This is a genomic window from Nonomuraea sp. NPDC049784, assembly GCF_040659615.1.
Classification (GTDB): domain Bacteria; phylum Actinomycetota; class Actinomycetes; order Streptosporangiales; family Streptosporangiaceae; genus Nonomuraea.
The window spans coordinates 1-11,000 of record NZ_JBFAMX010000327.1 but is presented as its reverse complement, the minus strand read 5'-3'; the positions used below and the strand labels follow the sequence as shown (position 1 = coordinate 11,000).

Annotated in this window: 14 protein-coding genes; 6 read left to right on the top strand and 8 right to left on the bottom strand. The window is 68.9% G+C overall.

What is annotated here, in order from left to right:
* Positions 1 to 709 (top strand): NmrA family NAD(P)-binding protein (locus tag AB0J09_RS41045; RefSeq protein ID WP_360703452.1); only part of this gene is annotated, 709 nt, incomplete at its 5' end.
* Between the two features lie 276 nt (positions 710 to 985).
* Here the strand turns inward: AB0J09_RS41045 and AB0J09_RS41040 are convergent.
* Complete coding sequence (locus AB0J09_RS41040; RefSeq protein WP_360703449.1) at positions 986 to 1,855, bottom strand: LysR family transcriptional regulator; 870 nt, start codon at positions 1,853 to 1,855, stop codon at positions 986 to 988.
* 81 nt (positions 1,856 to 1,936) lie between these two features.
* Here AB0J09_RS41040 and AB0J09_RS41035 point away from each other — a divergent pair, with 81 nt between their 5' ends.
* Positions 1,937 to 2,833 carry a zinc-binding dehydrogenase gene (locus tag AB0J09_RS41035; RefSeq protein WP_360703446.1) on the top strand — a complete coding sequence of 299 codons (897 nt, stop codon included), beginning with the start codon at positions 1,937 to 1,939 and terminating at the stop codon, positions 2,831 to 2,833.
* Between the two features lie 91 nt (positions 2,834 to 2,924).
* Here AB0J09_RS41035 and AB0J09_RS41030 read toward each other — a convergent pair whose 3' ends face one another.
* From AB0J09_RS41030 to AB0J09_RS41015, 4 genes are all read right to left on the bottom strand, one after another.
* Entirely contained in the window at positions 2,925 to 3,206 is a 282-nt protein-coding gene (locus tag AB0J09_RS41030) for a dienelactone hydrolase family protein (protein WP_360703443.1), read from the bottom strand.
* 11 nt (positions 3,207 to 3,217) lie between these two features.
* Positions 3,218 to 4,390: a helix-turn-helix transcriptional regulator gene (locus AB0J09_RS41025; RefSeq protein WP_360703441.1), complete on the bottom strand. Its 1,173-nt coding sequence runs from the start codon at positions 4,388 to 4,390 to the stop codon at positions 3,218 to 3,220.
* A 207-nt stretch (positions 4,391 to 4,597) separates the two neighbouring features.
* Positions 4,598 to 5,617, bottom strand: a complete 1,020-nt coding sequence (locus AB0J09_RS41020) for a helix-turn-helix transcriptional regulator (protein WP_360703438.1) — start codon at positions 5,615 to 5,617, stop codon at positions 4,598 to 4,600.
* A 318-nt stretch (positions 5,618 to 5,935) separates the two neighbouring features.
* Positions 5,936 to 6,931 carry a zinc-dependent alcohol dehydrogenase family protein gene (locus AB0J09_RS41015; RefSeq protein WP_360703436.1) on the bottom strand — a complete coding sequence of 332 codons (996 nt, stop codon included), beginning with the start codon at positions 6,929 to 6,931 and terminating at the stop codon, positions 5,936 to 5,938.
* A 261-nt stretch (positions 6,932 to 7,192) separates the two neighbouring features.
* On the opposite strand from AB0J09_RS41015, the gene AB0J09_RS41010 reads away from it, so the two are divergent.
* Positions 7,193 to 7,402 carry a hypothetical protein gene (locus tag AB0J09_RS41010; protein WP_360703433.1) on the top strand — a complete coding sequence of 70 codons (210 nt, stop codon included), beginning with the start codon at positions 7,193 to 7,195 and terminating at the stop codon, positions 7,400 to 7,402.
* Positions 7,403 to 7,475: 73 nt separating this feature from the next.
* Here AB0J09_RS41010 and AB0J09_RS41005 read toward each other — a convergent pair whose 3' ends face one another.
* Both AB0J09_RS41005 and AB0J09_RS41000 read right to left on the bottom strand, forming a co-directional pair.
* Positions 7,476 to 7,718 (bottom strand): hypothetical protein, encoded by a 243-nt coding sequence (locus AB0J09_RS41005; RefSeq protein ID WP_360703430.1) that lies wholly within the window; start codon positions 7,716 to 7,718, stop codon positions 7,476 to 7,478.
* Positions 7,715 to 8,077, bottom strand: coding sequence for a helix-turn-helix domain-containing protein (locus AB0J09_RS41000; protein WP_360703427.1), 363 nt, complete (start codon positions 8,075 to 8,077; stop codon positions 7,715 to 7,717). Before AB0J09_RS41000 ends, AB0J09_RS41005 begins: the two co-directional genes overlap by 4 nt.
* 74 nt (positions 8,078 to 8,151) lie before the next feature.
* On the opposite strand from AB0J09_RS41000, the gene AB0J09_RS40995 reads away from it, so the two are divergent.
* The 3 genes from AB0J09_RS40995 (at position 8,152) to AB0J09_RS40985 (ending at position 10,771) form a co-directional block, all read left to right on the top strand.
* Complete coding sequence (locus AB0J09_RS40995; protein WP_360703424.1) at positions 8,152 to 9,141, top strand: zinc-binding dehydrogenase; 990 nt, start codon at positions 8,152 to 8,154, stop codon at positions 9,139 to 9,141.
* A gap of 189 nt (positions 9,142 to 9,330) precedes the next feature.
* Positions 9,331 to 10,134, top strand: coding sequence for a PhzF family phenazine biosynthesis protein (locus tag AB0J09_RS40990; protein WP_360703422.1), 804 nt, complete (start codon positions 9,331 to 9,333; stop codon positions 10,132 to 10,134).
* Positions 10,103 to 10,771, top strand: coding sequence for an NAD(P)-dependent oxidoreductase (locus tag AB0J09_RS40985; protein ID WP_360703419.1), 669 nt, complete (start codon positions 10,103 to 10,105; stop codon positions 10,769 to 10,771). The genes AB0J09_RS40990 and AB0J09_RS40985 overlap by 32 nt, the downstream gene beginning before the upstream one ends.
* Here the strand turns inward: AB0J09_RS40985 and AB0J09_RS40980 are convergent.
* On the bottom strand, positions 10,755 to 11,000 hold a 246-nt coding region (locus AB0J09_RS40980), incomplete at its 5' end, for a cytochrome P450 (protein WP_360703417.1). The genes AB0J09_RS40985 and AB0J09_RS40980 overlap by 17 nt on opposite strands.

Here is an 11,000-nt window from a genome sequence, read left to right as displayed (position 1 = left end):
GGCCGCCATGACCGGCGTCCACGGAGTGTTCAGCGTCCAGCCGGGAGTGCTGGGCGCCGCGCCGGTGCCGTACGACGACGAGATCGCCTGGGGGTGCGCCATCGCCGACGCCGCGCTTGCCGCCGGCGCGGCTCACCTGGTGTTCTCGTCGGTGGCGGGGGCCCCGCGCAGCGAAGGCGTCCGCGCGTTCGAGCCCAAACTGCGGATCGAACGCCACCTTCACCGCATCGGCGCGCCGGCGACGATCCTGCGGCCGGTGTCGTTCATGGACAACTACGCCGATCCCGCGTTCGGGCTCGGCTCCGGCGCGCTGGCTACGCCGTTCGCGGCCGACGTCCCCGAGCAGCTCATCGCGCTGGCGGACATCGGCGTCTTCGCCGCCCTGGCCTTCGACGACCCCGCGGGCTACCTCGGTCAGGCCGTCGACATCGCCGGCGACGAGCTCACCCCGCCCCGGATCGCGCAGGCGCTGAGCCAGGCCCTCGGCCGTGCCGTCCCGTACCTCCCGGTCCCGCTCGAGGCCGTCCGGGCGCAGAGCACCGCGTACGCCGAGGCCGTGGACTTCCTCAACCGCGAGGGCGGCTACGGCGCCGACCTGGCCCGCGCCCGGGAACTCCACCCGGGCCTGCTGACCTTCGACCGCTGGCTGGCCACCGGCGGAGCGGCGCGGATCGCGACCCTCATACCCGCGGAACAGCTCTCGTCGTGACCTCCCTGTACGCTTCAGGCCGTCAGGCGGCGCGGGACCGCCGGACGACCTTGCCCGGGCCGGCCGGCGTCTCCCGCGATACGCCATCGGTCCCGAGCCGCGAGTTGCGGACGCGCCACGACCTCCGCCACTCACCGTGCCGGGCGGTAGGAGATGCCGGTCCGGCGCGCGGAGCCTCTTGCAGCACGGGATCGCGGTTCTCGCCCCCGTGACGGCAACGCCCCGAGTCTGGGGAGAAACCGGCCGCAGGAAGGCTTCCGCCTGGTCGGACCGGGCTCACGGGGTCTGGTTGCGTACGGCGTCGAGCAGCAGGCGGAGGGCGGGGCCGGGCGGGCCTGGTGACACGGCGAGGGAGGTGGTCACCCGCACCCCGGCCAGGGGACGTAGGGCCACGCGGCGGACCGGGACCATGTCCGCGGCGGCTTGGTAGAGGATGGTCCAGGAGGCCGGGCCGGTGCCGATCTCGGCGATGGTGTCCTGGATGTTGGTGAACGCGGGGCCGGGTCTCGGCTCGAATCCCGCCTCGCGGCAGGCGGTCATGAGCAGGTCGTGCAGCGGCGGGTTGTGCGCGCGGGGCGCCAGCCGGAGCGGCAGGTCCGCGAGGTCGGCCAGGTCCACGGCGGGTTTGCCCGCCAGCGAATGTACGGCAGGCAGCACCACCACCAGGGGGTCACGCCACACGGGCAGCAGTTCGAGGCCGTGCGCCTCGTCGACGGCCCGGACGAAAGCGGCGTCGAGCTCTCCCGTCCGTACCGCTGTGAGCCGTTCGTCGTGGGGCAGCGCGCGGAGCCGCACTTGGAGTCGTGGCGCCAGTTCCTGCAACACTTGGCCGAGCCGGTCACCCAGGCCTTGGCTGGTGCCGAGGTGCAGCACCCCGTCACGGCCGGTGGCGATGTCCGCGGCGATGCGGTGGATGCGTTCCTCGGCGGCCAGCAGGGCGCGGGCTTCGGGAAGCAGGCGATCACCCGCGCCGGTCAGCCGGATCCGCCTGCTGGACCGATCGAAGAGCCGGACCCCGAGTTCGCGTTCCAGCCGCGCGACCTGCTGGCTCACCGCGGGCTGGACGATCTGCAGCCGCTCGGCCGCGCGGGCGAAACCGCCCTCGTCGGCGACGGCGACGAAGTACCGCAGCTGCCTGATCTCCATGACGTCCTATCACGATCGGTGATACATCGGCAGGGAAAGCGCGTCTGGATGCGGGTCTGTTCCCGCGCTTGGCTGGGACGCATGAAAACAGTGATCAACACACCGGAGGGCGCGGTCATCGCGGAGGCCGAGGAGCCGGTGCCCGCGCGGGACGAGGCGCTGGTCGCGGTGCGGGCGTTCTCTGTCAACCGTGGCGAGCTGGCCTTGCTGAAGACCCGCACCGGCGGCTGGCGTCCCGGCCAGGACGTGGCGGGCGTGGTCGTGGAGGCGGCGGCCGACGGGTCGGGGCCGGCGCCGGGCACGCGGGTGGTCGCCCTGGTGGAGCAGGCGGGCTGGGCGGAACAGGTCGCGATCCCCACCGGGCGGCTGGCGGTGGTGCCCGATGAGGTCGGCTTGGAGCAGGCGGCGGCGCTGCCGCTGGCCGGGCTGACCGCGCTGCGTACCCTGCGCGAGGGCGGTGACCTGCTGGGACGCCGTGTCCTGATCACCGGGGCGAACGGCGGCGTGGGCCGGTTCCAGGTCGAACTGGCCGCGCTCGGAGGCGCCACCGTGACCGCGGTGGCGCGGCAGGCCGGCGAGCTGATCGCGCTCGGCGCCCACGACGTCGTGGCCGACCCGGGGGCGGCGGCCGGGCCGTACCACCTGATCGTCGAGTCGGTCGGCGGTGCGTCGCTGGCGGCGGCGCTGGGCAAGGTGGCGCCCGGGGGCACGATCATGCTGATCGGGGCCAGCAGCGGAGAAAAGACCCCGATCGATATCTACGACTTCATCGGTCACGAAGGGGCGCGGATCGTCAGCCACCTCTCATACGCCCACCCAGAGCCGCCCGCCGTCGGCCTGGAGGTCCTGGTCGGGCTCGTCGCGGCCGGGCGGCTGCATCCGACGCTCGGGCTGGTCGAGGACTGGTCCAAGCTGCAGGACGTGCTTGCCGCGTTGCGCGACCGCCGCGTCTCCGGCAAGGTCGTCCTCACCCTGTGACGATGCAGGCCAGGCTCACCCTAGGGTGCTGCCGGATGGGCGTCGTGCCCGCCGTCCAGAGGTGCGTTCGGCGATGAGGGTCGTGCCGCCTTCAGCGCTGGGCCTCTGCCGGTGGAGGCTGCCCGGTGGTCTGGTGCAGGTGTTCGGCGAAGAACGCGTCGATGCGGCTCCACGCGTCGTCGGCGGCCTCCTGCCGGAACCCGGCCTTGGCGAGGATCCGCGTGATGAGCAGCGGCTTGTGCCTGTTGAGGAAGCCATGTCCGGCTTCGGGGTATTCGCGGACGTCATGCGGGACGCCGAGGCCGGTCAGTGCCTTCTCCAGTCGGACGGCGGCGCCCCGCAGGCTGGCGTCGCGCCCGCCGTAGCTCGCCACGACCGGGCCGATCACTCCGATGCGGCCGGTGCAGTCCGCTCGTCCGGCGAGCCACGTCCGTGCGGACTCCAGCTCGTCGAAGCTCCGCCCGCGCTGCGCGGACAGCTCCCGGAAGGAGCGCATGCTTCACCGGAGTCGACGTGCAGCACCCCCGGGCCGGCGGAACGCGATGTCAGAGATTCCGGGCCGGGGACCACTCGCGTGGTCCTGCTGCCTCGTGCGAGTTTCAGGCCGGCCTGGAAGCGGTTAGAGGCCCCCAGACGATCCATGAGCTTGGTGACCGCCCGCTGGACCGTCCGGCGGTGGACGCCCACCTTGCGGGCGATCTGGTCGTCATTAAGGCCGTCGGCCAGGAGGCGAATGATCAATTGCTCTTGGGGGGCAAGACCGCGGTCCATGGAGGCTGCCAATGCTTGCTCGTAGGGAACGGCCCGCAGCCAGTAGTCGTCGTAGATCGCCACCTGAGTGTGGATCAGCGCAGAGCCGCGGATCACCACCATGTCGGGGCCAGAGGACGTGCCGGACTCACTGGGGAGAACGGCCACCAGCCGGTCCAGGATGACCATGTCGATGGGTGCGTGGTCGATCAGCCGCACCTCCACGCCGATGCGCGCCAGATCGTGAAGATAGCGGGAGAGCCTGCGGCTTTTCAGGAGTGATTGTGGATAGATCGCCCGGCAGCGGACACCGCTGGCTACAAGACGCGCGTCCACTCGCAGGGACTTGTCCAGGACCTGCTTGGGCGGCATCGGCCCGGGGTGTATCGAGTCGCAGCTATCGGTGACCAAGGTGTGCAGGTTGTAGAACGTGCGGTCCTTTTTGCGCCTGCCGCTGAAGATCTCCACTTCCACCAGAGATGTGTCGTTGGTGGCGGCCTCCGAGTACACCGTCGTCAATGCGTGTACGATCCGCTGCAGCGAGACGGCGGTTCGTGACTGTTCGGCCGTGCGCAGACGGTACGACTCCATCATCCGCTGCAATGCCTTTTCCGGATCCACGGCCTCGACCTGGCCTGATCTCTCGTCCACCAATCCGAGTTCGCGTAATCGCCGCAGTCCGCGCTCAGCCTCGGCTTCGTCCAGCCCGGCGGCATCGGCGGCTTGGTGAACCGCTGCCCTGGCCTGAGCACGCAGCGCCCGATAGAGCGATAGTGCGGTCTCCTCCTTGCCCGAGATCGGCGCCACCCCTCCTCCTCGCTTGCATCGTGCTTGCGAACCCGCATACCAGAGCCAGGACCGTCCCTCCGCCAGGTGGCCCTGGAGCAGCAGAAGACATTGTCGCCCTCGATCTCCGCGACCCACACGGTGGCCTTGACTCTAAAGTGGGGACGACTCGCTCCCGTGGGGCTTGGATGCTGCGTCGTCCTCAGCGGCCTATCCGGGGTTCATGGTTCACTGGGCTTGCCGACCGCTGCGGCGGTCAGGCGGGGCGGTAGCGAACGTGAATTCGGGCGCTTTCGCGAGTTCGATGCCTGCCTGGAAGCGGCTGTTGACTCCCAGGCGTTCCATGAGTTTCGCGATGGCCCGTTGCACGGTGCGGCGGTGCAGTCCCATTCTGCGGGCGATCTGATCGTCGCTCAGTCCACCGGAGAGGAGACTGAGAATGGTGTTCTCCTGCGGCGAGAGTTCGGCCGGGCGGCTTTCGGACACGGCCTGCTTGTACGAGACCGAGCGCAGCCAGTAATCCTCGAACACCGCCATGTAGGCCTCGGTCAGGACCGATCCGTTGATCACGACCAACGACTCGTTGGGGTTGTGCGGATCGCAGGGGATGACGGTCACCAAGCGGTCGAAGATCAGCATGTCGCCGGGCGCGCGATCGATGAGCCGCACATTCGCGCCCAGCTCGGTCAGGTCCTTGAGGTATCGGGCGTGTTCGGGACGTCGCATGATGTCCCGCGGATACAGATGTCTGAGCCCGACTCCCCTGCGGATCATCCTCGCGTCATGGTCCAGGGAGGTCTTCAGGACGTCCATCGGAGGTATCGGCCCAGAGTGCAGCGCGTCAGAGGTCTCCTTGACCGCTGTGCCGAGGTCACGCAGCGTCCGCTCGATGGTCCGTCTGCCCGTGTGCGATTCCACGCGCACCCGAGACTTCTCGCGGGCGACAGTCGGCTGATACACCGTCCTTAGTGAGTGTGTGAGCTGCTGCATGACGGCAGCGGCGCCGGCCTGCTCGGCCAGGATCGCGTTGTATGCGTCCATCGTGCGCGCCACAGCGTTGTCCAATGCGACCGGCTCGATCTGCACGTTGTCCTCATGAACCAAGCCGAGCTCGCGCAGGCGCCGCAGGCCGCGCGCGGCCTGTTCCTCGCCCAGTCCTGTGAGTTCCGCGAACTCCTCGACCGCCACTGCTCCTTGGACACTGAGCATGCGGTAAATCGACAGCGCAATTTCCTCGGTTCGTGGCATCGGATGCCATCCTCCATTGGCGAACCTGGTTGACCGTTGTGCGCACCTTCCTCGACGACGTCCACGTTCCCGACCAGTACCGCCGCGGCCCACGACCATGCACCTTGATCTCAACCTGAGCGAGGCATGAGAGTGGGTACGGTGATCGCTGGACGAGCGGCGGTAATCTCTATGCACCTGGCCTAGCTTGAGCTGCGGCGAAACGGGAGGGGATGCCGATCACCAGGCTCCAGCTATCCGGAGGTCCTGCGAGGACTCCGTCACCTGTTTCTCCGTTATGACAACTGCGCCCGGCTCCTTGACCACACGGTCTTGTTGCTAGTGCTGGACGGTGAGGATGACCTTGCCGAACTGGGTGTTGGACTCCAGGTGGCGGTGGGCCGCGACGACGTCGGTCAGGTCGAACGAGCGGTCGATCACGGGGGAGAGGGAGCCGGCGCGCAGGCCGGCGTTGATGAAGTGCTTGGCGCGACGTAGCCGCTCGCTGTCGAGGGTGAGCTCGGTGAACGCGTAGGTGCGGATGTTGCGGCCGAGGAAGTCGGGGGCGAGGGGCATCGGCGCGGGGGTGGGGTCCAGCCAGCCGTAGAACAGGAGAGTGCCGTCCGGGGCGACCGCCTGGACGAGGGTGTTCACTGCCGGGCCCATGATGGCGTCGATGGCCAGTTTCACCCCTTGGCCACCTGTCAAGGCGTGGATCTCTTTGACGAGGTCCTCCTCCTCTGTGGCGATGACGTGGGCGGCGCCCGCATCCAGGAGGCGCTGCTTTTTGGCGCTGGTGCGGGTGGTGGCGATGGGAATGGCGCCGATGTGGTTGGCGACCTGGATGGAGGCAAGGCCGACGCTGCTGGATGCCGCGTTGATGAGCACCGTGTCGCCCGGCCTGACTCCGCCGAACTCCACCAACAGGCCGTAGGCGGTGGTGTAGGCCATCCAGGTGGCGGCGCCGGTCACCGCGTCAACGCCGTCGGGGCGGTGCACCAGGGCGTGTGCCGGGAGGACGGCCGACTCGGCGTAAGTGCCGTACTCGGTCATCAAAAAGGTGGGCACTGCGCTGACCGCATCGCCAAGGGCGAAGCCGTCCGCGCCTTCGCCGACGGCCTCCACGACCCCGGCGGCCTCGTACCCGATCTGGGACCCGGGAAGGTTCGGCTGGTAGACGTAGGCGCCGGCGCGGAAGTTCGCCTCCGCTCTGTTCAGACCGATCGCGTCGACGCGAATGAGGACCTCACCCTTTCCAGGTTCGCCGAGCGGCACCTCCTCCAGCCGGAGCACCTCCGGCCCACCGAGCTCGTCGAAAAACACTGCCCTGGTCATCACGGACTCCCTTCATCGTGCCGCCCGCACCGATGCGGGCCGCGCCTCACCACCGTAGGAGCGGGCACCAATACCTTCAATAAGTAATCGTCCATATCAACCAATCATTCGTCTGCGCATTTAGACTGTTATGACGGGTCTTCGATCACATGATCACCGCTATGCACGCACCCTCGTAGGACCGCCGGGCATAGACGGCCGGAGCCTGCGATCGCCAGTGGCGCAAATGACCAGCTGGTACGACGACTCCCTGCTCGACGGGTGCTACTCCACCGGCAAACCAGTCGCAGCCGGAAAATCCCGTACCACGTCACCCGGGCGTTCGCCGACGACTCGGTAAGAGCCCACACCGGATACTCCTCGGGCGTCGCGTTCGCCGCCGCGTTCAAGCGCGAGCACGGCATCACCCCCAGCCGCTACCGGGCCTCCCACGAACAGCCACGGGACCGCCAGGTGAGGCGCGGAGTCTAACGTCGCCCCGGAGTCTGGACGACGTCGACGCCGTGCCGGCGGGTGCTGGGACCTGATCCGCGGGACAGCGAGGTTAGAACCCTTGCCGGAGGGCTCCGTACTCGTCGCGAGCCTGTTCGACAGCGTTGGGGTAGCGCTGGGCCTTCTCGTGTTCTGCGAGGGCGCGGTAGACGCCGGCGAGGGAGGGGTTGTGACCCTTGCGCTTACCGGTGGGGATGATCAGGTCCTTGCGGATTTTGTCGACGGGTTCGCCGGCCGCGCGGCGCCGCAGCACGGTGTGGATGCCTCGGCCTTCCCTTCCAGGAGAGTGTTTCACCGCTCCCGGGCACCATCAGTGAGGTGGGTAAGCCCGTCCTCGTAGGCGGTCACGATCTTGTCCAGGAGGCCGGGGAAGCGCCTTTCAAGATCTTCTTCGCGGAGTGCGGTCCACCGACGGGTGCCGTCCTCTCGCTGGCGGATGACTCCGGACTCGCGCAGAACCCGGAAGTGGTGAGTGAGTGTGGAGGGCGCGACCTCCACGGGGAAAGTGCCGCAGGCACGTTCCGGCGCGGCCCGCAGCGTCCGCACGATCGTCATCCGGGTGGGGTCGGATAGCGCGTGCAGGATGTCCAGCACATCGAACTCGTCTGACTCCGGATGGACGAGCGCCGCCCAACGGCCCTTCGATCTCGGCATCCAACACCACTCCTTCGAGAGCCATCATAACCGATGTACTATTTTCGACGTACTACGAAAATCGAAGGAGCGCCATGGAAACACTGATCATGACCGAGCCCTCCCCAGGAGCGGACCGCACGGAGATCCGTGAGATGGAGGAGCCACGGCCGGGGCCCGGCGAGGTGACCATCGATGTGGCGTACGCCGGCATCAACTTTCTCGACGTCATGGCTCGTCGCGGCGATGCCGGCTATGCCGACGCCTGGCCGTACGCGCCGGGCCTGGAAGTGTCCGGGACGGTCCGGGAGATCGGCCCCGACGTGACGGAGCTGGCCGTCGGACAGAGAGTGGCCGCGTTCACCGGGGGCGGTGGTCTCGCCGAGGTGGTGCTGGTGCGGGCCGGGCACGTAGTGCCGGTGCCAGACCAGGTCGCCTCACACATCGCGGCGGCCGCCCCTCTCATGCTCACGGCCGCACTGCTCCTCCTCGAAGACGCCGGAGGCTTCCGGCCGGGCAAGACGGTGCTGGTGCATTCGGCCGGCGGCGGCATGGGCAACGCCATCGCCCAGTTGGTACCGCTGCTCGGCGGAGGGTCGCTCATCGGCACCGTGGGCCGTCCCAACAAGGTCGACTCGGTGCTCAAAAGCGGGTATGACGCCGCCTTCGCACGCGGCGGGGACCTGGCCGAGGCAATACTGGCGGCCACCTACGGCGCAGGAGTGGACATCGTGCTCGACCCGCTCGGCACCGCCCTGCTCGAAACCGATCTGGCGGTGACCGCACCCGGCGGGCGGATCGCACTGTTCGGCAATGCGGGCGGCGACCAGCAGGCACCGCTCCCGCCGGCCGGACGGCTGATCGGCGGAAACCTCTCGATCGGCGGGTTCAGCATCAGGCGCCTGTGGGCCACCGCACCCCATCGGGTCTCCGCCAGTCTGAGCCGTGTCTTCGACCTGATCGCCAACGGCCGGCTAGACCTCCTGATCACCGAGGTCGGCTCGCTCGCGGACGTACCCGCGGTCCACCAGTTGCTCGCCGAAGGCCGCGGCGAGGGCAAGTACGTCGTCCACCTCCAGAACTGAATGCACAACCAGGAGAGGGGCTGTCAAACCAGATTCTCCGCACAGCGGTGGGCTGAGCGGGTACGTCGTGAATGTCCTGACGCCTTGGGCGTTACCGCAGGGCCGACCTGGGCGGAAGGCCGGAGGCCGGCCCTGCGGCAAGCCGCTGGGCATGATCTTCCCATGATGACGAGTAGTGAGTGAGATGCAATGATCGTGCATGCCTGTTTGCGCGACGGTCGCGGTGGCAGCCCGACGGCTGTCGTGGCGGAGGGATCGTTCACCGACGATGAGCGTCGCGCTGTACCGGTGGCGTGGGGGACTTCGCACGCCGTGTTCGTGTCCACCCATGACGGGCAGGTGTCGCTGCGATTCTTCACCGCTGAGGGCGAGTTGCCCGCCTGCGGCCACGGAACAGTCGCCGCACTGGCGGTTCTCGCCGGTCGTTCCGGCATGTCGGAGTACCGGACCACCCTGCTCGCAGGGGGCCGTTCCTTCGCCGGCCGGGCCGTGCGGCGGCCCGGTGGGTTTCAGGCGTTGTTCGACCCGGGTCCGGTCACGCTCCGGGAGCCCACCGGACCTGAACGCGACCTGATCCTTCCCCTGTTTCCGGTGCTCGCAGGGCCGGCCGTCGTCGCCTCCGTGGGGCGGCCCCGGATGCTCATCCCCGTCCCGACCCGCGCGGACCTGGCCGCCCTGACGCCCGACCTGGACCGCCTCCGCCAGGCCACCGACCGTCTCGGTCTGCTCGGCTGCTACCTCTATACCGTCCCCACCGAGGATGGGCGCGCCGCCGCCCGCATGTTCGCCCCCTCGATCGGCGTACCGGAGGACATCGCCAACGCCAACAGCACCGCCTGCCTGGCCGCCCACCTCTCCCGCCGGGGCTTCACCACACTCACTGTCGACATGGGCGATGCCCTGGCCTGCCCCTCCTCCATAACCGCCACCACTGAGGCCGGCCCAGAAGGTGTCCGCGTCGATGTCGGCGGCATCGCCACCATCACGGAATGACCCGTCGTCGCGCGCAGTCGTTGCCCTTACGCACCCGCTGGCGGTTGCGCACCGGCTGCGCGAGGGCGACGCCGTCATGCGGGCGGGACGCCTCCCCGGCTGGTCGCCGACGTGCATGCTCGGCACCGACATCACCGGCGCGACGCTCGCGCTCAGCGGCTTCGGCCGCATCGCGAGAGCGGTGGCCAACCGGGTCAAGGCATTCGGCATGCGGATCATCCATCAACGCGGCACGCGGTCCAATGATCGACGAGCGCGCCCTGGTCGAGGCGCTGCGATCGGATACGGTGGCGTCGCGGCGCTCGACGTCTACGAGAACGAGCCGGATATCGCACCCGGACTCGCCGAGTGCCCGAACGTCGTGTTCTCACCGCACCGGGGGAGCGCGACCCACGGCATGTGCGCGGCGAACGCTATCGCCGCCGCCTCGGGAAGATTTCACCGAACGTCGAACGGGGCACAGCCACCCATGACCGGTGGAGCGCCGGACTTTGCGGCTTCGGTGACCGAGCCGCCCTCGTCCGGGTGCCACCGGAATACGGGCGGAAACAGGCCGCGGACGCGATCGCCGCAGGCGGGCAACCACAGCGGCGGCGGGTGGCCGCGTCACTGGCTCGTGGTTACGCGTCCCAGGTGACCGGGAGGCTCTTGACCCCGTAGATGTCTGCGGTCTCCGGGCGCAGGGCAACCTCTTCAGCCGGTACGGCCAGGCGCAGGGTGGGGAAGCGGTTGAGCAGTGCGGGGAGCGCGACGCGCATCTCGACGCGGGCCAGTTGCTGGCCCAGGCACTGGTGGATGCCGTGGCTGAAGGCCAGGTGGCCGCCGTCTTGCCTGCGGAGGTCGAGCAGGTGGGGGTCGGTGAAGCG

What these genes read in the sequence shown, in the direction of transcription:
- AB0J09_RS41040 (WP_360703449.1), bottom strand. Translation starts at nt 1,855, where the DNA reads ATGGAGATCAGGCAGCTGCGGTACTTCGTCGCCGTCGCCGACGAGGGC.
- AB0J09_RS41035 (WP_360703446.1), top strand. Translation starts at nt 1,937, where the DNA reads ATGAAAACAGTGATCAACACACCGGAGGGCGCGGTCATCGCGGAGGCC.
- AB0J09_RS41020 (WP_360703438.1), bottom strand. Translation starts at nt 5,617, where the DNA reads ATGCCACGAACCGAGGAAATTGCGCTGTCGATTTACCGCATGCTCAGT.
- AB0J09_RS41015 (WP_360703436.1), bottom strand. Translation starts at nt 6,931, where the DNA reads ATGACCAGGGCAGTGTTTTTCGACGAGCTCGGTGGGCCGGAGGTGCTC.
- AB0J09_RS41000 (WP_360703427.1), bottom strand. Translation starts at nt 8,077, where the DNA reads ATGCCGAGATCGAAGGGCCGTTGGGCGGCGCTCGTCCATCCGGAGTCA.
- AB0J09_RS40995 (WP_360703424.1), top strand. Translation starts at nt 8,152, where the DNA reads ATGGAAACACTGATCATGACCGAGCCCTCCCCAGGAGCGGACCGCACG.
- AB0J09_RS40990 (WP_360703422.1), top strand. Translation starts at nt 9,331, where the DNA reads ATGATCGTGCATGCCTGTTTGCGCGACGGTCGCGGTGGCAGCCCGACG.
- AB0J09_RS40985 (WP_360703419.1), top strand. Translation starts at nt 10,103, where the DNA reads ATGTCGGCGGCATCGCCACCATCACGGAATGACCCGTCGTCGCGCGCA.